Here is a 19,381-nt window from a genome sequence, read left to right as displayed (position 1 = left end):
GGCGGGCTCCGTACCGGCGTGGGGCAGCTGTGGGGCTTCGCGCTGCTGGCGCTGGTCATGTCGATCACCCCGGGGCCGGACGACGTCCTCGTGGTCGGCAGCGCGGTGCGCGGCGGCCCCCGCCTGGCCGCGGCGACGGCCGCCGGCATCGCCGCGGGCTCCCTCGCCTGGGGCGCGGCCACCGGCATCGGCCTGGCCGGCGTGCTGTCCCGGTCGCCGGCGGTGTACGACGGGATCCGGTTCGCGGGCGCCGCCTACCTCGTCGTCCTGGGGGCGGTGCCGCTGCTCGCGCCGCTGCTGCGGCGGGCGCGACCGGCCGTGGCCGAGGTGCACGCCGCCGTGCGCGGCGGACTCGGCCCCGCCTTCGCCACCGGGCTGCTCAGCGACCTGCTCAATCCCAAGATCGGGATGTTCTACCTCGCCGGCGTGCCCCAGTTCGTGCCCCCAGGTCAGGACGTCCTGGGGTGGACGCTGCTGCTCTCCGGCATCGACGTCGCCGTTGCCATGGCCTGGTTCGCCGTCCTGGCCTGGGCGGCCTGCGCGGCGGTGGCCGGTGTGCGCCGTCCCGCCGTCGGGGTGTGGTCCCAGCGGGTGGCCGGCGTCTCCCTCGTCGGCGTCGGGGTGGCCGCCGCGCTCGGCTGGTGACCAGGCGGCTCGAGAAACCGGCGGAGCCGTCTCTCCGAGGAGCTCCCTGTTACATGACGCACTCCGGAACGCTCAATGACTGGAACAACCCCGTCAATTGCTCGGCCAGTTCGTCGGTCGTTGCCAATTGATCCATGAGCTCGTCGTCGCTCAGCTCATCCAATCGACTGTACGTGGATTCCAGGAGACTGATCCGGCGGTCCCAGACAGCGATCATCCGATCATGCATTGCCTTGAGCTCGTGGGGCGGCGATAGCGCCTCGATGCCGTCGACTTCGTCTTCCTCGATCTTGATGGCCGCGCCGAACAGAGTGTCCTCGGCGTCCAACTCCTCAAGCCGTCGCGCTTCTTCTTTCGCATCCAGGCACAGCCGACTGACTCTGTCCTGATACTGATGTCGCGTAAGTGTCGCCTGCGTCTGCGTGATTTCCGTGCTCTGGCCGGAGCCCGACGTCACCGTGAACAGGACGCCGAGGGCCGTCAGGCAGGTGATGCCGACGCCTGCACCGATTGCTACCCGTAGCCTGATGCGCGCGCGGGCTTGCAGTTGGCTCCGTGACTCGCCGCCCCTGCTCTTTCCCTTGCGCTCATCCTTCCGATACCAGACCAGGAGCAGGCCGAGCGCCGCGATGGCCGTGCTGATGACACCGCCCGCGATGCTGACGCTTTGAGCATCCATGCGGGGTCCTCAGCATTCCTGCGCCGTCCGCCGATCAGTCGGGAGCTTTCGCACTGTCGATCCACGAAACTGGGCAAGCTGTCGCCCTTGATCTAGCCACTGGTGTCGTACGGCGTGGCGATGTCCATGTCCGTATCGATCCAGACAAGCCAGAGCTCACCCTCGCCCGTCGCGTCATACTCTCGCACTATCGCCAGCTCCTGGGTGGGATCCGGGTTGTTCTGGGCGACTCCCTCCAGGACTTGATTGATCTCACTGGCCGTCGCCTCGAGAAGATCGTTGCCCGGGGGCGCGGAAAGGTGAGCGCGATAGCAACCTTGAGTCGGCAGTGTGCAACAGATGTATCGCCCGCCGCTCTTCCGGCGAACCCAGTCCCTTGGCATCTCGACTCCTTCTGTGAATCGACATTCCAGAATTCGTCACACGACCGGCGTCCCAGGCCCGGCGAGGAGATCGGGTTACGAGAAGTGCCGGAACGCAAGGGTGCCAGCTCTGCCGTCACCGGAGCGTGACGGCGGCGTCGCCCCGCCGGCGCTGCCGTGGACGGCGACCGGCACTGTTGCGTGCGCGACATGCGGGCGTTCGGACTCAAGGGCTGCCACGAACGTGCCGAAGGTGCTTCCGGTGCGTCGGCGGCCGCAGTGCCCCGTGCCGACGCGGCCCCTCGGACCGGCACCGACCGCCGTCCCCAGAAGCACAGGAGCGCCGAACTCACGATGCACGTACTTCCGAAGCACCAACAGCGCACTGCCGACCTCGCGTCGCGCCGTCGCGGGACGGCGACGCGCGCCACGGCGCTCGCGCTCGCCGCCGCGGCGGGGATCACGGTGCTGTCCGGCTGTGCCGGCGCCGCGCAGGCGCCCGCGGCCGGCGGCTCCGCCACGTACGGCGTCGCCGACGCCTGGCCGGAGAACCTCTTCCCCTACATCGCCGCGGGGAACACCACGACGGTGCAGGACCTGCTCGGCCGCGTGCTGCCGTCGGTGTTCATCGTCCAGCCCGACTACACCGTGGAGTACGACCGCGAACTGCTCGCGGACGAGCCGCAGAACACCCTGGTGAACGGGCTGCAGACCACGGTCTACCACCTGAACCCGGACGCGGTCTGGAGCGACGGCACCCCGATCAGCGCCGACGACTTCGCCTACACCTGGCACGTCAGCACCAGCACCGACCAGGGCGGCTGCGCCGGCAACATGAGCACGACCGGTGTGGAGAACATCAGCGGCGTCACCGGCTCGGACGACGGCAAGACCGTCACCGTCACCTACGCCACGCCGTTCTCGGACTGGCAGAGCCTGTTCTCCGGCGCGCAGCCGCTGCTGCCGGCCCACCTCATGGCGGATCCGGACCCCGTCGAGCAGTGCGCCACCTTCGACGCCGGCTGGGCCACCGCCGACGGCCTGCCCGAGGACATCTCCGGCGGCCCGTGGCAGCTGGACAGCGGCAGCATCGACGCCGCCGGCCAGACCGCCGTCCTCACGCCGAACCCCGGGTACTGGGGCGCCGCGCCGGGGCTGAGCCGGCTGATCGTCCGCGTCGTCGGCGCCGACCCGGACGTGCAGGCCCTGGGGCTGGAGAACGGCGAGCTCGACGTCATCCGCCCGCAGCCGCAGCTCGACCTGATCGAGCGGATCGACGCCCTGGCGCCCGACGTCACCAGCGAGAGCACCTTCGGGCTGTCGTTCGAGCACCTGGACTTCAACACGCAGGACCCGCAGCTGGCCGACGTGAACGTCCGGCGGGCCTTCGCCATGGCGCTGGACCGGCAGGAGATCGTCGACCAGACCGTCGGCCAGATCTCGCCGGACGCCCAGGTGCTCGACAACCACCTGTACGTCAACAACCAGCCGCAGTACCGCGACAACGCGCCGGCGGAGTACGCGACCCAGGACGTCGCGGGCGCCAAGGCGCTGCTGGAGCAGTCCGGCTACGTCCTCGGGGACGACGGTGTGTACGCCAAGGGCGACCAGCGGCTGTCCTTCCGCATCGACACCACCCCGGGCAACGCCCTGCGGGAGACCACCATCACGGTCATGGCGCAGCAGCTCGCGCAGGCCGGCATCGAGGTGACCTTCAACCCGAACCCCGACCTGTTCAGCGGTCCGGACACGCCGACGTCGGTCGTCGCCGGCGGGTTCCAGATCGCGCTGTTCGCCTCGACCGGCTCGCCGTTCGCGACCAGCATGCTGCCGTCCTACCAGTCGCCGGCGCGCGGCTTCGGCCAGAACGTCTCGCGTGCCGGGACGGCCGAGATCGACGCGCTGCTCGACAAGGTGGCCTCGGACCAGGACCGGACCCAGCAGGCGGCCGACGCCAACGCGGTGGACGCGTTGCTGTGGGACCAGATGGCGACCATCCCGCTCTACCAGAAGCCGACCCTGCTGGCGTACGACAGCTCGCTGGAGAACGTCCGCAACAACGCCAGCCAGAGCGGGCCGCTGTGGAACGTGGAGGCCTGGGCGCTCGGGCAGTGACCTCTGAGCGGTAGGGGACGCAGAGCCCGCCTGGTCGACGTCGACCAGGCGGGCTCTGCCGTTTCGTGCCGTCGACGAGCGGCGGGCGCGCGGCGAGACTGAACCACCCGGGCCGCGCGATCCGTAGCCTCCTGCACACCGAGTGACGGAGGCGCGATGCATGTAGTTCCCCCCGCGACGGCCCGGATCCACGTCGTGGCCGGCAGCAGGACCCAGGGGTGAGACAGGACGAACGCGCTCCGTTCCAGTCGGCGCTGCAGCGGGCGAGGCAGGCCGCCTACCCTCCCGGCGAGTTCGTGGGTCAGGAGAGCTTCATGCAGGCCGGCGAGATCCGGCGGCTGGCCCGCCGCGCCCGCATCGGTCCCGGCGTCCCGGTCCTCGACGTGTGCTGCGGGGTGGCCGGGCCGGGCCGGCTGATCGCGGCGGAGCTGGGCTGCCGCTATCTCGGCCTGGACTACTCCGCCAGCGCCCTGGAGATCGCCCGCGAACTGGCCGGCGATCTGCCGTGCCGTTTCGAGCGGGCGCTCGTCCCGCCGTTGCCCGACGGCCCCTTCGAGGTCGTGCTCCTCCTGGAGGCGATGCTGGCCTTTCCCGACAAGCAGGACCTCGTGGGCGAGGTGGGTCGGGTGCTCGAGCCGGGCGGGCGCTTCGCCTTCACCGTCGAGGAGGGCCGGCCGCTCTCGCCCGAGGAGCGCGACCGGATGCCCGACGCGGACACCGTCTGGCCCATCGACCTGGCGGAGTTGACCGCCCTGCTGGACGAGGCCGGGCTGACCGTGACGTCGCGGGAGGAGTGCACCGCCCCCCATCGCGCGGTGGCGGCGGCGATGCTGCAGTCGTTCCGGGAGGACTCGGCCGGGATCACCGGCCAGGTCGGGACGCAGGCCCTGACCGATCTGATCACCGCCCATCAGCTGTGGGCCGACTGGCTGGGCAGCGGGCGGGTGCGGAAGTTCGCGCTGGTGGCCGAGAAGCGATGAGCTACAGCTACACCAGCTACCTGGCCGCGAAGAAGTCGGTGGACGACCGGGCCCTCAACCGCCCGGTGCTGGACGAACTCCGCCGCCTGATGCCGGCGGGCGCGCCCCGGATCCTGGAGGTCGGCGCCGGCCTGGGGACGATGGTGGCCCGCCTGCTGGAGTGGCAGGTCATCAGCGGCGGCGAGTACACCCTGCTCGACGTCGATCGGCAGCTGCTGCGCGATTCGCGCGCGTGGCTCGGCGAGTGGGCGGCCGCGCGGGGGGTGCCCACCGAACCGCTGCCGGACGGGCTGCGCCTGGGCGATCTGCGGGTCCGCCTGGTCGAGGCCGAGCTCGGCGGCTACCTGCAGGCCGGGCACGGGGAACCGGCCGACGTGCTGATCGCCAACGCGTTCCTGGACGTCGTGGACGTGCCGTCCGTCCTGCCCCGGCTCCTCCGGCTCCTGGTGCCCGGTGGCGTGTACTGGTTCACGATCAACTTCGACGGCGAGAGCGTCTTCCAGCCCGACCACCCCCACGACGGCGACGTCCTGGGGGCCTATCACCGCAGCATGGACGAGCGCGTCCGGCACGGCGGGCCGGCGGGGGAGAGCCGGGCCGGGCGCCATCTCTTCGGCCACCTGTGCGCCGCCGGAGCGCCGCCGTCGGCGTCGGGGTCGTCGGACTGGGTGGTGCACGCGCGCCCGGACGGTGCCTATCCGGACGGTGAGGCCCACTTCCTGGCGTGCATCCTGCAGACGATCGAGGACGAGCTGGCGAACCGGGAGGGAGGCGACGGCCTGGCCGACTGGATGACGGCCCGCCGCCGCCAGCTGGCCCGCGGCGAGCTGCTCTACATCGCCCACCAGCTCGATTTCGCCGGCCGGTCGCCCGGGTAGCGAAGCAGGGCCCGGATCGCGCGCTCTCGGCGAGCCCGCCGTGGACCGCCTGATTGCCGGGTGAACCATCTCGACCGCGGATCCGTGCTCCCTGTCAAAGGGAGCGACGGGTCGATACGGAGGCGCCGTGCGCACGGTTCGACTCGCCACGGTGCTCGGCGCTCTGATCACCCCCGTCCTGCTCGGAATCCTCGCCCTGACCGCCGGTCTCGGCGCTGCGGGCTGGGTCCTCGGACTGGCCGTCGGCTGGGGGGCCACGGCGCTCCTGGTCGCCGGCCGGAGCCGGAGCGGAGCACGTGGGCCCAAGCACGGTTCCCGACGTCGACCGGCGGTGGTCGGCGGAGGGGCGATCCTCCCGGCGGACTGGGTCACCCTGACCCGGGCGCTGCTGACCGCGGGGGTCGCGGGACTGGTCGCCGACTCGTCCGACCGGCCGCCGGCGGTCGCCGCGCTGGTGATCCTCGCCTCCGTCGCGCTCGTCCTCGACAGCGTCGACGGGCAGGTGGCGCGCCGCACCGGAACCGTCACGGCATTCGGTGCGCGCTTCGACTGCGAGGTCGACGCGTTCCTCATCCTGCTGCTGAGCGTGGCGGTGTCCCGGGACTACGGCGGCTGGGTGCTGGTCATCGGCATCGCCCGCTACGCGCTGCTGGTCGCCGGGTGGGCGGTCCCGTGGCTCGCCGCGCCGCTGCCGCCGCGGTACTGGGGCAAGGTCGTCGCGGCCGTGCAGGGCGTCGTCCTCACCGTCGCGGTCTCCGGGCTGCTGCCGCGCCTGGCCGGCATGCTCGCGGTCGGCGTCGCGCTGGTGCTGCTGGTCGAGTCGTTCGGCAGGAGCATCGTCTGGCTCTACCGCACCGGCGCCGGTCCGCGCACCCGCCGGGCGCTGCGATTCGCCACCGCGCTGGTCGCGGTCGGCGTCGTCTGGGCCGTTCTCGTCGCACCGCCGCGGCTCGATCAGCTGACGCCGGCCGCGTTCGCGCGCATCCCGGTGGAGGGCCTGGCCCTGGTCGGCATCGGCCTGCTGTTGCCGCCCCGGCCGCGACGGGTGCTGGCGGTGGCGGCCGGGGTCGCGCTGAGCCTGCTCGCCGTCCTCAAGCTGTTCGACCTGGGCTTCTACGAGAACCTGGGCCGTCCGTTCAACCCCCTGCTCGACTGGGGGTTCCTCCTCCCGGCGGTCGGCGTGCTGCGCGACTCGATCGGATCCGCGGCGACCAACGTCGTCCTCGTCCTGGCCGGGCTTGCCGTCGTGCTGCTGATCGCGGTCATCGTCGCGTCGACGATCCGGGTCAGCGGCGTGACCGCCCACCACCGGCGGCGCTCGGCCGGCGGGGTGGCCGTCCTGGGCACCGTCTGGGCGGTGTGTGCCGCGCTGTCGCTGCAGCTCGTCCCGGGCACCCCGATCGCCTCGGCGAGCAGCGCCGGGCTGGCCGTCACGCACGAGCGCGCCGTCGAGGGGGCCGTGCGGAACCAGCAGCGCTTCGAGGCGGCCAGCGCCTCGGCCGACCCGTATGCCGACGTGCCCACCTCGGACCTGCTCACCGGGCTGCGCGGCAAGGACGTCATCGTCGCCTTCGTCGAGAGCTACGGCCAGTCCGCGGTGCAGGGCAGCTCCTACTCACCCGGCGTCGAGGCGGTGCTGCGCAGCAGCGGCGCCGGCCTGGCCCGGTCCGGGTACTCGGCGCGCAGCGCCTTCCTCGACTCCCCGACCTTCGGCGGCGGCAGCTGGCTGGCCCACGCGACCCTGGAGTCCGGACTGTGGATCGACAGCAACCCGCTCTACGACCAGCTCATGGCCGGTGACCGGTTCACGCTGAGCGACGCCTTCGGCAAGGCGGGCTGGCGCACCGTCGCCGTCACCCCGGCCAACGAGCAGCCGTGGCCGGAGGGCAAGTCCTTCTACCACTATGACCAGATCTACGACTCGAGCAATCTCGGCTACCAGGGCCCGAAGTTCGGCTGGGCCGAGATGCCCGACCAGTACACCCTGGCCACCTTCCAGCGGTTCGAGCTCGACTCCGCGCACGACCCCCTGATGGCCGAGATCCATCTCGTCTCCTCGCACCACCCGTGGAGCCCGCTGCCGACCATGGTGCCCTGGGACCAGCTCGGCGACGGCTCGATCTTCGACCCGATGCCCGGTCAGGGGCTGTCGGCGGACGAGGCCTGGCGCGACATGGACACCGTCCGCCGGCTCTACGGGCAGTCCATCGAGTACTCCCTGGACGCGCTGCTCTCCTGGTTCACCAACCTGCACGACGACGACCTCGTCCTCGTGCTGCTCGGCGACCACCAACCGGTCGCGACGGTGAGCGGCGACGACGCCACCCACCAGGTGCCCATCTCCTTCGTGGCCTCCGACCCCGCCGTGCTCGACCGCGTCGCCTCCTGGCAGTGGCAGGCAGGGCTGCTGCCGAGCGCGACCGCCCCCGTGTGGCGCATGGACGCCTTCCGCGACCGGTTCCTGGACGCCTTCAACAGCTCCGCGGCCCCGCGCTGACGCACGTGGCATCGATGCCTGCGTACGAGAGGAGCCCCGGCGCGGTCCTCCCCGTGGTGGAGGAGGAACCGCCCGCTCCTCCCGCCACGGGACCCGGCGTGCACGTCGTCGTCCCGGCCGGGATCGACGATCCTGCGCGGGTCAGCGGCGGCAACCGCTACGACCGGAAGGTCTGCGACGGCCTCCGGGACGCCGGGTGGGCCGTGGCCGAGATCGCCGTCCCGGGGTCCTGGCCGCGACCCGATGCCGCAGCCCTGGGCGCCCTGGGGCGGGCACTCGACGCCCAGCCGGCCGGCGCGCTGGTCCTCGTCGACGGGCTGATCGCCTCCGCGGCCCGCACGGTGCTCGTGCCGCGGTCGGACCGGCTGCGCCTCGTCGTCCTGGTGCACATGATCTTCGGCGGGGACGACGTCGCCGCGTGCGACGAGCGGGCCGTGCTCGCCGCCGCGCGGGCCGTCGTCACCACCAGCGCCTGGACCCGGCGTCAGTTGCTCGACCGGTACGCGCTCCCGCCTGCCCGCGTGCACGTCGCCCGCCCGGGGACCGAGGCGGTGCCGGTGAGCGCCCGGCCGGCCGACGGCGGACGGCTGCTGTGCGTCGGGGCGCTCGCGCCGCACAAGGGCCAGGACCTGCTGCTGGAGGCGCTGGCCGCAACGGCCCGCCTGCGCTGGCGCTGCGCGCTCGTCGGCCCGCTGGATAGCGACCCGCGCTTCGTCTCGTCCCTGCGGCGACGGGCCGCGGCCGCGGGGATCGCCGATCGGCTGCGGATCCCGGGTCCCCGCACCGGAGCCGCCCTGCAGGACGAGTACCGCAGAGCCGACCTGCTCGTCGTGCCCTCGCGGACGGAGACCTACGGCATGGCGGTCACCGAGGCGCTCGCCGCCGGCCTACCCGTGATCGCGAGCGGCGTCGGCGGGCTCCCCGAGGCCCTGGGACGCACGGTGTACGGCGTGCCGGGTCTCCTGGTGCCGCCCGAGGACGGTGCCGCCCTCACCGTGGCGCTCGCCCGCTGGCTCACCGACGCCGGTCTGCGCCGGCGTCTGCGGCGGGCGGCCCTGCGCCGGCGGGAGACCCTGCCGGGCTGGCAGGCGACCGGCGTCCGCCTCCGGGCCGTGCTGTCCGCCGTCCATGCTGAACTGGATCGGCCGGCTCGCCCGTGTTGACCAGTGCGGGGGACGGAGGGCGGGCGGGCTTGAGGCGACGTGCGTGGACGGCGGCACGCCTGCTGTGCGCTGCCCTGATCCTGGTCGCCCTCGTCCGGCAGGTCGGTGCCGGCCCGTTCCTGGACGGCCTGCGCGGGCTCGGCCCGGGCACGCTGCTCGCCGCCACCGCGATCGGCGCCGTGATCACCCTCTGCTCGGCTTGGCGCTGGCGGGTCGTGGCCGGGGCGATGGGGGTGGGCATCGCGCTGCCCGCCGCCACGGCCGCCTACTACCGGTCGCAGTTCCTCAACAGCGTGCTGCCCGGGGGCGTCGTCGGTGACGTCCAGCGGGGGGTGCAGCACGGCGTCGGCGCCGGCGACCTCGGCCGCGGTCTGCGGGCCGTCGTCTGGGAGCGCGCGGCGGGACAGGCCATCCAGGTGGCGCTGGCCCTCGTCGTCCTCCTGGCCGTCCCCTCGCCGGTGCAGGGGGTGATACCGCTGGTCGCCGCGGCGAGCGCCGCGGCCGTGGTCGCCGTCCTGGTCGCCGGCCGCGGGGTGCTGCGGCGCGCCCCCGCCGCCCCGGGGCGCGTCCTCGGCAGGACGTTCGCCGAGATCCGCCAGGCGCTGTTGCAGCCGGCCACGTGGCCCGCCGTCCTGCTCACCTCGCTGCTCGTCGTCGGCGGGCTGCTGGGCATGTTCCTGATCGCGGCGCGAGCCGCCGGAGTGGACGGCCCGCCGCAGCAGTTGCTCCCGCTGGCGCTGATCGTCCTGCTGGCCGCCGCGGTGCCGCTCAACATCGGGGGATGGGGGCCGCGCGAGAGCGTCGCGGCCTGGGCCTTCGCGTCCGCGGGCTGGGGCGCCGGCCCCGGAACCGCCGTCGCGACCGCCTTCGGCGTGATGACCCTGGTGGCGACGCTGCCCGGCGCCGTCGTCCTCCTCGTCGGCTGGCCGCACCCCCGGTGGCGGAGAGCCCGGCCGGAGGAGGCGCCGGACGCGGCGACCGGAGAGGTGCTCAGCGCGGCCTCGCCGGACGGTGTGCCGCAGGCCTGACCGTTACTCGTGACCGGCTGGTCGTCCCGCGCGGGACGGCACCAGTTCCGCCACCGCCTGCTCCAGCGCGGCCCGGAAGGCACGCACCGCCGGGTGGGCCGCGGAGCCGCGGCGGACCCCGGTGAACAGCCGACGGGTGGGCCGGCCGGGCAGCGCTCCCAGCTGCACCGCCGGCCGCCGGAAGGTCCACAGCAGGTCGGGGAGCAGCGCCAGCGCGTGACCGTTCTCGACCAGGTGCACGTGCAGGAGATAGTCGGGGCTGTCGAAGCGGACGTCCGGCTCCGAGCCCGTCTCGCGCAGCAGCCGGCGCGCCCACCGGCCGGGCGGGGTGTCGGCGGGGTCGAGCACCCACGGCACGCCGGCGAGGTCGGCGGGCATCGCCGGGCGGCGGCTCAGCGGCCCCTCCGGCGGCAGGGCCAGCCGGATCTCGTCGAGCAGCAGATCCCGCTCGTCGACGCCGGGCGGCGCGCCCACCCCGCCCGGGTACTCCTCGCCGAGGACGACGTCGACGTCGTGGGCGAGCAGCCCGGCGAAGGACGGCTCGGGTTGGCGCTGGGTGATCTCGACCCGCAGGCGGGGGTGCTCGGCGGCCAGCCGCGTCAGCGCGGCGGGCACCAGGGTGAGCAGCACGCTCTGGAAGGAGGCCACCCGCAGCGTCCCGGAGACCTCGGTCAGCGAGGCGGCCAGCTCCGCCTCGGCCAGCTCCAGCCGCTCGAGCACCGCGTCGGTGTGCCCGACGAGGATGCGTGCCTGCTCGGTCAGCCGGACCCCGCGGCCCACCCGCTCGAGCAGCCGCACCCCGGTCTCCGTCTCCAGCTGGGACAGCTGCTGGGAGATCGCCGACGGGCTGTAGTTGAGCGCGCGGGCGACCTCGGCCAGCGTGCCGCGCCGTTCGAGCTCGCGCAGCAGCCTCAGCCGGTGGACGTCGAGCATCCGGCACCCCCCCGATCGTTCAGTCACGCTTACCAGTATGGGCCTGAAACATTCGCTGGACGATCCGATTCAGTGGCCGGACGCTGGACGGGTGACGACGACGAGCCCCGCGCCGACCGCCTCCCGCGCCGCACCGGTGCGCGAGGGCAGCGGCGTCGCCGTCCTCATGGTGCTCGGCTCGTGCACGTCGCTGCAGGTGGGCGCGGCGTTCGCGGCCCGCCTGTTCCCGGTGATCGGCAGCTCCGCCGCGACGTTCCTGCGGCTGGCCATCGCCGCCGTCGTGGTGCTCGTCGCCGTCCGGCCGCAGCTGCACCGGTGGACGGCCGGCCAGTGGCGGTCGGTGGCGCTGCTCGGGCTGTCGCTCGCGACCATGAACGGCTGCTTCTACGCCGCGATCGCCCGCATCCCGCTGGGCACCGCGGTGACCATCGAGTTCCTCGGGCCGCTGACGCTGGCCGCCGTGCTCTCCCGGCGGCTGCGCGACCTGGTGTGGGTGCTGCTCGCCGCCGGCGGGGTCGTCCTGCTCGGGGCGGCCGACGGCGTCGGCGGCGGCCGGCTCGATCCGGTCGGGATCGGCTTCGCGCTGGCCGCCGGGGTGTTCTGGGCCGGCTACATCCTGGCCGGCGCGCGGGTCGGAGCCGCCGTCCCGGGCCAGGGAGGGCTGGGCGGGGCGCTGCTGGTCGGCGCGGTGCTGCTGGCGCCGCTGGGTGTGCCGGGGGCGGTCGCGGTGACGACCCGGCCGGAGGTGCTGCTGCTCGCCGCGGGCACCGCCGTGCTCGCCTCGGTCATCCCGTACTCCCTGGAGCTCGCCGCGCTGCGGCGGCTGCCGCCGCGGCTGTTCGGCGTCCTGCTCAGCCTCGAGCCCGCCGTCGCGGCGACCGCCGGCCGGCTGCTGCTGGACCAGCGGATGGGGGTCCGCGAGGCGGTCGCCGTCGCGGTCGTCGTCCTCGCCAGCGCAGGGTCCACGCTCACCGCCCGGCGGACCGCGGACACTCCCGCCCTCGGCTGACTCCTCCGGACGGCCTGACAGGTGCACGATGGCGGGCATCGTTCGCCTCATCCCGAGGGACGCGTGAGAGATGGTCGCCCCGCTCGCCGCCACCACCAACTGGACCGGGATGGCCGGCGTCTCGAGTCTCCTGCTGTCGGCGAGCATCATCGCGGCCCTCATCACCGGGACCATCAACCTGACCCTCGCCCGCCGACGGAGCCGTGAGGAGGAGCGCGCGAGGGTGCGCAACACCTTCGCCGAGGCATTCAAGGCCTACAGCGAATACCGCGAGTTCCCCAACGCGATCGCCCGGCGCGACGCCGCCCGGTCAGCGGACGAGCGGCAGCGGTTGTTCGAGGCGCTGCGTCAGCTCGATGCCCGGCTCGCGTTCTACCGGACCTGGGCCCTGCTCGAGGCCCCGGCGGTCGGCGCCGTGTACGAGGCCCTCCTCGAGGAGGCGCGGGCCATCACCGACAAGGCCATGCGAGCCGCGTGGGCCCAGCCGGTCGATGCCGACGACGTCGACCAGAACCTCGATCCACGGCTCCTGGACCCCGCGGCGCTCACCTCGTCCGAGGACGCCTTCCGCGAGGCCGTGGCGATGCACCTGCGGAAGCTCGCGCCGCGCTGGTCGTGACACCGCCGGTGCGTTCAGTCCTCGCCGGCCGGCTTGCGCGCCCGGCTGGGCTGCACCCGCATCGGCTCGCCGGGCATCTTCGGGTAGTCCGGGGGATAGGGCAGGTCGCCGAGGCCCTGGTCCGCGGCCTGCCGCTCGGCGAGCTCGAGCAGCGGCTCGATGGAGAACGAGTGCTCGGCCAGGCCGGCGTGCTTGTCACCGACCTCGGCGAAGCGCTTGGGCATGGTGAGGACGTCGAAGTCGGTCGGGTGGACGTCGGGCAGCTCGTCCCAGTCGACCGGGGCGGACACCGGCGCGTGCGGCTTGGGCCGGATGGAGTAGGCGGAGGCGATCGTGCGGTCCCGGGCCATCTGGTTGTAGTCGATGAAGATCTTCTCGCCGCGCTCCTCCTTCCACCACGACATCGTCACGCGGTCGGGCAGCCGGCGTTCCAGCTCGCGTCCGAACGCGATCACCGAGCGGCGCACCTCCGGAAAGGTCCACCGCGGCTGGATCGGCACGTAGATGTGCACGCCGCGCCCGCCGGAGGTCTTCGGCCAGCCCTGCATGCCGAACTCGCCGAGCAGTTCGCGCACGTGCGGTGCCACCCACACCGCGTCGGAGAAGTCCGTGCCCGGCTGCGGGTCGAGGTCGATGCGGATCTGATCGGGCTGCTCGACGTCGGTCTTCGACACCGGCCACGGGTGGAAGGTCAGCGTGCCCAGGTTGGCGCACCACGCGACCACGGCGACCGAGTCGGGCGCGACCTCGTCCGCCGTCCGCCCGCTGGGGAAGGTGATGTGCGCCGTCTGCACCCATTCGGGCGCGTTCTTCGGCACCCGCTTCTGGTAGAAGGCGTCGCCGGTGTTGTCGACCCGCGTCGAGATCCGGGCGCCCTCGAACACCCCGCCGGGCCAGCGCTCCAGCGTCGTCGGCCGGTCCCGCAGCGCGAACAGGATGCCGGGGCCCACCGACACGAAGTACTCGACGACGTCGATCTTGCGGATCCCGCGCTCGGCGAAGTACGGCTTCTCCGGGTTGGAGACGCGCACCTCGTGCCCGTCGATCTGCAGGACGGCGGCGTCCTTGCTCGCGGCCATGGGCGCTGCTCCTCTCGCTCAGCAGCGCGGGGAAGGCGCTGGCGCCGTGCTAGGCGGCCGGGCAGGTCAGCCCGTCCTGCGGCGCGGTCAGGTCGATCAGGTACCTGTTCACCGCGTCGGTGACGCACGGGGTCTTGGGGTAGCTCGTGTGCCCCTGACCCTGCCACGTCAGCAGGACGCCGGACTCCAGATCCTTTGCCATGTCCACCGCACCGGGCAGCGGGGTCACCGGATCGCCGGAATTGCCGACGACGAGGATCGGCGCCGAGCCGTCGGCGTCGCGCTTCGGCAGCGGCGTCCGGTCGACGTCCCAGGCCGAGCAGGTGTAGAGGCTGACCGCCGACCCGGCCCCGAACAGCGGGTACTTCTCGTTCCACTCGGCGGCCAGTTTGCGCACCTGGCTCTCCGGCACGTCCTCGTCGGTGCTGGTGTCCGCGCAGTTGATCGTGATGTTGGCGTCGAACAGGTTGGAGTAGCTGCCGTCGTCCAGCCGGCCGGAGTAGCTGTCGGCCAGGGAGAACACGCCCGCCGAGTCGCCCTTCTGGGCCGCGGCCAGCGCCTGGGCCAGCTGCGGCCAGGACCCCTGGTCGTAGAGCGCGGCCTGGATCGCGGTCATGACCACGCCGGCGGTCGCCTTCCGCTTCTCGCCCTGGGCCGTGCTCGGGATCGGCGTCGCGCCGGCCTGGGCGAGCAGGTCGGTCACGGCCTTGCGCGGGTCCGGTCCGATCGGGCAGCCGGCGATCAGGCCGGTGCAGTTCTGGGCGAAGGCGTCGAAGCCGGCCTCGAAGCCGGCCGCGCTGGCCTCGGCGTCCTCCACCGGGTCGGCCTCGGGGTCGACCGCCGCGTCGAGCACGAGCGCGCGCACCTTGTCGGGGAACAGCTCGGCGTAGGTGGAGCCCAGGGTGGTGCCGTACGAGTAGCCGAGGTAGGTCAGCTGGTCGTCGCCCAGGGCCTCGCGGATGCGGTCCATGTCCCGGGCGGTGTCGACGGTGTTGAAGCTGCCCAGCGCGTCGCCGTACTTGTCCTCGCAGTCCGACGCCACCTCGTCGGCGAGCGCGAGCGCGTCGTCGAGCTGCTTCTCGGTGACCGGCCGCGGCTCCGCGGCCACCAGCCGATCCTTCAGCTCGGCGGGGATGCACTCGACCGGCGTGGACAGGCCCACACCCCGCGGGTCGAAGCCGACCAGGTCGAACCGGCGCAGCACGTCCTCCGGCATGGACAGGGCCAGCCCGATCGCGGCGTCCGCGCCCGAGCCGCCGGGACCGCCCGGGTTGATCACCAGGGAGCCGATCCGGTCGGTCTGCCCGGCCAGCTTCACCCGCACCAGGAACAGCGGGAGCGTCGCCCCCTGTGGCTCGTCGTAGCTGATCGGCACCTCGGTGCGGCCGCACTCGAAGCCGAGGTCGCGGTCCGCGCCGGGCTGCCCGGCGATCAGCGGCAGGATCTGCTCGCTGCAGTCGCTCCACTCGATCGGCGGCACCTCGGCGGGCGTCGCCGCGCCGCTGTCCTCCGCCGTCTCCGACGCCGCCATCGTGGTGGCGAACGAGGTGCAGCCGGTCAGCAGGAGCAGCAGCCCCGCGACCGCGGCGAGCAGGTGAGGACGACGACGCATGATCACGAGCGTATGGGCCTCCCGCCGCCCGTGCAGCGGACCGCCGGCCGGGGAGGGCCGGTTCAGCCGTCCAGCACCTCGGCGAGGTCGTACCTCACCGGGATGTCGAGCTGGTCGTACGTGCAGCTCAGCGGCTCCCTGTCGGTCCGCCAGCGGAGGAACTGGCCGGTGTGACGAAGCCGACGCCCCTCGAGCTGGTCGTACTTGATCTCCACGACCAGCTCCGGGCGCAGCGGCACCCAGGAGAGGTCCTTCTTGGCGTTCCACCGGCTGATCGCCCCGGGCATCCGCCGCTCGGGACCGCCCTCCTCCGCCGCCCCGTTCGCGGCGGCGGCCGCCGCGGCCGCCTGGAACTCGGCCCAGTCCCGCCAGGGGTGGTTCTCCAGCGCGTTCTCCCGGTACGGCGCCAGCTCCTCCACCAGCTCCGCCCGGCGGGCCATCGGGAAGGACGCCGCGACGCCGATGTGCTGCAGGTCGCCGGCGTCGTTGTACAGCCCGAGCAGCAGCGAGCCCACGATCGGCCCGCTCTTGTGCCACCGGAACCCCGCGACCACGCAGTCGGCGGTGCGCACGTGCTTGACCTTGGTCATCAACCGCTGATCGGGCCCGTACGGCAGATCGGCCGCCTTGGCGACGACGCCGTCCAGCCCGGCGCCCTCGAACTCCTCGAACCAGCGCTGCGCGGTCGCGGCGTCCTGGGTGATCGAGGTGACGTGCACCGACGGCGTCGTCGTCACGACCTCCCGCAGCCTGGCCTGCCGCTCGGCGAACGGCGTCTCGAGGAAGGACTCGTCGCCGAGGGCGAGCAGGTCGAAGGCGACGAACGTGCCCGGGGTGTTCTCCGCCAGCAGGTTGACCCGCGAGGCGGCGGGGTGGATGCGCTGCAGCAGCGCCTCGAAGTCGAGCCGGTCGCCGGTCTGGATGACGATCTCGCCGTCGACCACGCAACGCTCCGGCAGTGCGGCCCTGACCGCCTCGACCACCTCGGGGAAGTAGCGGGTCAGCGGCCGCTCGTTGCGGCTGCCCAGCTCCACCTCGTCGCCGTCCCGGAACACGATGCAGCGGAAGCCGTCCCACTTCGGCTCGTAGTACAGGCCGTCCCCGGTGGGCAGCTTGGTCGAGGCCTTGGCCAGCATCGGCTTCACCGGCGGGAGCAGCGGCAGGTCCATGACCTGCAGTCAAGCAGCAGGGGACGACGTCCGGCGAGCACGGCGCGTCCCCGGCACCACGGCGGGCACCCGTTCGGCGTAGTCGTCGTAGGTCGCGCCCAGCGTGCGGCGCAGGTCGCGCTCCTCGAACCGGAGCCCGACGGCGATGTAGGCGGACGCGGCGACCGCGAACAGCAGGTGCCCGACGGTCATCCGGGGCGTGGCCCAGAAGGCGATCAGCAGCCCGAGCATCATCGGGTGCCGCACCCAGGCGTAGAGCCACCGCTCGGAGAACGCGGGGCCGGGATACGGACCGCGGGCCGGGTCCCACCGAGCCTGGCGCAGGCCGGTGAAGTCCCCGTGGTCCACCATGAACGTCACCGCGAACACGACCGACCAGCCCAGGACGTAGAGCGCCCACAGCACCGGGACCCACGGGCCGGAGACGCTCCAGACCTCACCCGGCAGCGGCCGCCACTGCCAGAAGAGCAGGCCGAGCAGCAGCGCGGAGACGAGCACGAACGTGCTGCGCTCGACGGCCGCGGGCAGCACGCGGGCCAGCCGGCGCTTGACCCCGGCGCGCGGCATGACCGAGTGCTGCACCGCGAACAGCAGCAGCAGCGCCGCGTCGATCAGCAGCGACGTCCACCGCGAGCCGCGCGGCGGCCCGTCGACGCTGGTGGGGGCGAGCGACAGGTCGGCGAGGAAGCCGACCGCCCAGACCGAGGCGGCCAGGAAGGCGGCGTAGGCGAGGACGGCGTACGCCTGGAGGAGGGGGCGTGCGGATCGCATGCCCCTGACCCTGCGGCTGCCCGGCCGTGCGAGTCAGCCGTGGAAACACCTCAGTTCCGGGCCATCCAGACCGCGACCTGGGCACGGGAGCGCACCCCGAGCCGCATCCGGATCCGGTCCACGTGGGACTCGACCGAGCGCTCGGTGATGACCAGCCGGGCCGCGATCTCGCGGTTGGTCAGCCCCTCGGCGACCAGCGTCGCGACCTCGCGCTGGCGCGGGGTCAGGGTGGGCGCGGCCGGGCGACGGGACGCGCGCAGGCCGAGGAAGGCGCGGATCGTGCGGCTGAGCGCGTCCGCGTCGCCGACGAACGGCAGGTGGCTGCGCCCGGGCAGCACCGCGAGCCGCGCGCCGGGGATCCCGGCGGCGAGCGCCTCGCCCTGGCGCAGCGGCGCGGCGCGGTCCCGCTCGCGGTGGACGACGAGGGTCGGGGCACGGACCTGCAGGAGGAGGCCCGTGACGTCCACGTCGTAGCAGGTGGCGAGCATGTCCCGGGCCCGGTCCGCCGGCGCCGCCGCCCGCTGGTAGCCGGCGAACGCCTGGCGGGTCGCCCGGTCGGCGTCGGGGGCGAAGATGTCGGTCAGGACGTCGGAGCCGAGACCCCACTCCGTGGCCACGAGGCCCAGCACGTGCTCCCGGACGGCGGGGGCGGCGATCTCCGCGCCCCGCGCCCAGCCGCCGTAGAGCACCAGCCGGCGCACCCGCGCGGGGTGCTCGGCGGCCCACCGGACCGCCACGGCCGCGCCCAGGGAGGTGCCCACCAGGTCGACGGGCTCCGGTCCCGCGGCCGCCATGACCGCCGTGAGGGCGTCGTCCTCCAGGTCGGGCGAGGGCCGGCGCGGGGTGGGCCCGGAGAGGCCGCAGCCGGGCTTGTCGTAGCGGATCAGGGTCCGGCCCTCGGCCAGCGCCCGGTAGAAGGCGCGCTCCGCCGGCAGGGCCCAGCCGCGCTCGAGGTGGGTCAGCCAGCCGGACACGTAGACCAGGGCGGGGCCGGAGCCCGCGGCGGCGTAGGCGATCGGGTCGCCGTCCGGGAGCCGCACCCGCGCGATGCGCTGGTCCACCCTGCGGATTCTGCCTCCGCGGGGGCCGGACCGAGGGCGAACCGATCAGTCCCGTCGGACGCCGTAGCGGGTGAAGAGCATGCCGTCCTCCTCGAGCACCTGGGTCAGGTCGAGCCGGACGAAGTCGTGCAGGGGCTCGTCGCCGACCAGCCGCACCTCGCCGCCGACGAGGGCGGGGGCGATGGACAGGTCGAGCTCGTCGACCACGCCCGCGGCCAGCGAGCTGCGCAGCAGCTGGGGACCGCCCTCGCAGGTGATCTCCACGAGGCCCCGCTCGACCAGCCGGTCGACGGCCGTCGGCAGGTCGACGTCGTCCTCCCCGCAGACCAGCACCTGCATGCCGGCGGCCGCCAGCGCGGCCCGCCGGTCGGGGTCCGCGGCCTCGCAGGTGAGGACCAGGGTGGGGGAGGAGCCGCCCGCCAGCGGGCTCTGCGGGCTCAGGGACGCCCGGCGGGTGACCACGGCGATCGGCGCGGTGCCCGCCCGGCCGAGCGCCAGCCGGATCCGGCCCACCGCGGAGTCGTCGGACATCGGGCCGTAGCCCTCGGCGAGCGCGGTGCCGGCGCCGACCAGGACGACGTCGGCCAGCGCGCGCAGCATCCGGAACACCCGCAGGTCACCCGGCGACTGCAGGCCCCGGCTGCGCCCGGAGACGGTCGTCGCGCCGTCGAGGGAGGCGATGAAGTTGACCCGCAGGAACCGCCCGGGCGGGGCCTCGTAGGCCTGCGCCAGGCTCGCGTCGTCGTCGAGGTCCCGGACGTCGGGGAACACGGCGCGCATG

17 protein-coding genes are annotated in these 19,381 nt (G+C 73.6%); 9 read left to right on the top strand and 8 right to left on the bottom strand.

From position 1 onward, the window contains the following. Window positions 1-18: 18 nt before the first annotated feature. A complete protein-coding gene (locus tag AB3388_RS18320; protein ID WP_495406744.1) occupies window positions 19-645 on the top strand; it encodes a LysE family translocator in 627 nt (208 codons plus the stop codon). A gap of 49 nt (window positions 646-694) precedes the next feature. On the opposite strand, the gene AB3388_RS18315 is transcribed toward AB3388_RS18320, so the two are convergent. Continuing rightward, window positions 695-1,324 carry a hypothetical protein gene (locus tag AB3388_RS18315; protein ID WP_495406743.1) on the bottom strand — a complete coding sequence of 210 codons (630 nt, stop codon included), beginning with the start codon at window positions 1,322-1,324 and terminating at the stop codon, window positions 695-697. A gap of 716 nt (window positions 1,325-2,040) precedes the next feature. On the opposite strand from AB3388_RS18315, the gene AB3388_RS18310 reads away from it, so the two are divergent. The 6 genes from AB3388_RS18310 (at window position 2,041) to AB3388_RS18285 (ending at window position 10,347) form a co-directional block, all read left to right on the top strand. Further along, window positions 2,041-3,801, top strand: coding sequence for an ABC transporter family substrate-binding protein (locus AB3388_RS18310; RefSeq protein WP_495406742.1), 1,761 nt, complete (start codon window positions 2,041-2,043; stop codon window positions 3,799-3,801). Window positions 3,802-4,019: 218 nt separating this feature from the next. Beyond that, window positions 4,020-4,781 carry a class I SAM-dependent methyltransferase gene (locus tag AB3388_RS18305; protein ID WP_495406741.1) on the top strand — a complete coding sequence of 254 codons (762 nt, stop codon included), beginning with the start codon at window positions 4,020-4,022 and terminating at the stop codon, window positions 4,779-4,781. Beyond that, window positions 4,778-5,659, top strand: a complete 882-nt coding sequence (locus AB3388_RS18300; RefSeq protein ID WP_495406740.1) for a hypothetical protein — start codon at window positions 4,778-4,780, stop codon at window positions 5,657-5,659. Before AB3388_RS18305 ends, AB3388_RS18300 begins: the two co-directional genes overlap by 4 nt. A 127-nt stretch (window positions 5,660-5,786) precedes the next feature. Continuing rightward, window positions 5,787-8,156, top strand: a complete 2,370-nt coding sequence (locus tag AB3388_RS18295; protein ID WP_495406739.1) for a CDP-alcohol phosphatidyltransferase family protein — start codon at window positions 5,787-5,789, stop codon at window positions 8,154-8,156. 14 nt (window positions 8,157-8,170) lie between these two features. Beyond that, window positions 8,171-9,319 (top strand): glycosyltransferase family 4 protein, encoded by a 1,149-nt coding sequence (locus AB3388_RS18290; RefSeq protein ID WP_495406738.1) that lies wholly within the window; start codon window positions 8,171-8,173, stop codon window positions 9,317-9,319. Between the two features lie 29 nt (window positions 9,320-9,348). Then, complete coding sequence (locus AB3388_RS18285) at window positions 9,349-10,347, top strand: lysylphosphatidylglycerol synthase transmembrane domain-containing protein (RefSeq protein ID WP_495406737.1); 999 nt, start codon at window positions 9,349-9,351, stop codon at window positions 10,345-10,347. Window positions 10,348-10,350: 3 nt separating this feature from the next. Here AB3388_RS18285 and AB3388_RS18280 read toward each other — a convergent pair whose 3' ends face one another. Next, window positions 10,351-11,307: a LysR family transcriptional regulator gene (locus tag AB3388_RS18280; protein ID WP_495406736.1), complete on the bottom strand. Its 957-nt coding sequence runs from the start codon at window positions 11,305-11,307 to the stop codon at window positions 10,351-10,353. Between the two features lie 64 nt (window positions 11,308-11,371). On the opposite strand from AB3388_RS18280, the gene AB3388_RS18275 reads away from it, so the two are divergent. Then, on the top strand, window positions 11,372-12,289 hold the full coding sequence (locus tag AB3388_RS18275) for an EamA family transporter (RefSeq protein ID WP_495406735.1): 918 nt from the start codon (window positions 11,372-11,374) through the stop codon (window positions 12,287-12,289). Window positions 12,290-12,359: 70 nt separating this feature from the next. Beyond that, on the top strand, window positions 12,360-12,908 hold the full coding sequence (locus tag AB3388_RS18270; RefSeq protein ID WP_495406734.1) for a hypothetical protein: 549 nt from the start codon (window positions 12,360-12,362) through the stop codon (window positions 12,906-12,908). 14 nt (window positions 12,909-12,922) lie between these two features. On the opposite strand, the gene AB3388_RS18265 is transcribed toward AB3388_RS18270, so the two are convergent. The 6 genes from AB3388_RS18265 to AB3388_RS18240 all read right to left on the bottom strand — a co-directional run bounded on the left by AB3388_RS18265 (window position 12,923) and on the right by AB3388_RS18240 (window position 19,380). Further along, window positions 12,923-13,987, bottom strand: a complete 1,065-nt coding sequence (locus AB3388_RS18265) for a DNA polymerase domain-containing protein (RefSeq protein WP_495406733.1) — start codon at window positions 13,985-13,987, stop codon at window positions 12,923-12,925. Window positions 13,988-14,036: 49 nt separating this feature from the next. After that, window positions 14,037-15,599, bottom strand: coding sequence for an alpha/beta hydrolase (locus tag AB3388_RS18260; RefSeq protein WP_495406732.1), 1,563 nt, complete (start codon window positions 15,597-15,599; stop codon window positions 14,037-14,039). Window positions 15,600-15,661: 62 nt separating this feature from the next. Beyond that, window positions 15,662-16,768, bottom strand: coding sequence for an ATP-dependent DNA ligase (locus AB3388_RS18255; RefSeq protein ID WP_495406731.1), 1,107 nt, complete (start codon window positions 16,766-16,768; stop codon window positions 15,662-15,664). A 9-nt stretch (window positions 16,769-16,777) separates the two neighbouring features. Then, complete coding sequence (locus AB3388_RS18250; protein WP_495406730.1) at window positions 16,778-17,539, bottom strand: methyltransferase family protein; 762 nt, start codon at window positions 17,537-17,539, stop codon at window positions 16,778-16,780. Between the two features lie 50 nt (window positions 17,540-17,589). Next, the gene (locus tag AB3388_RS18245) at window positions 17,590-18,600 is read right to left on the bottom strand and encodes an alpha/beta fold hydrolase (RefSeq protein ID WP_495406729.1); all 1,011 of its coding nucleotides are present in this window, start codon (window positions 18,598-18,600) and stop codon (window positions 17,590-17,592) included. Window positions 18,601-18,645: 45 nt separating this feature from the next. Further along, window positions 18,646-19,380: a dihydrofolate reductase family protein gene (locus AB3388_RS18240; protein ID WP_495406728.1), complete on the bottom strand. Its 735-nt coding sequence runs from the start codon at window positions 19,378-19,380 to the stop codon at window positions 18,646-18,648. Between the last annotated feature and the right edge of the window lies 1 nt (window position 19,381).

It is taken from the genome of Geodermatophilus sp. SMS 5-13 (genome assembly GCF_059428245.1).
This window is presented reverse-complemented; position numbering and strand designations above follow the sequence as displayed.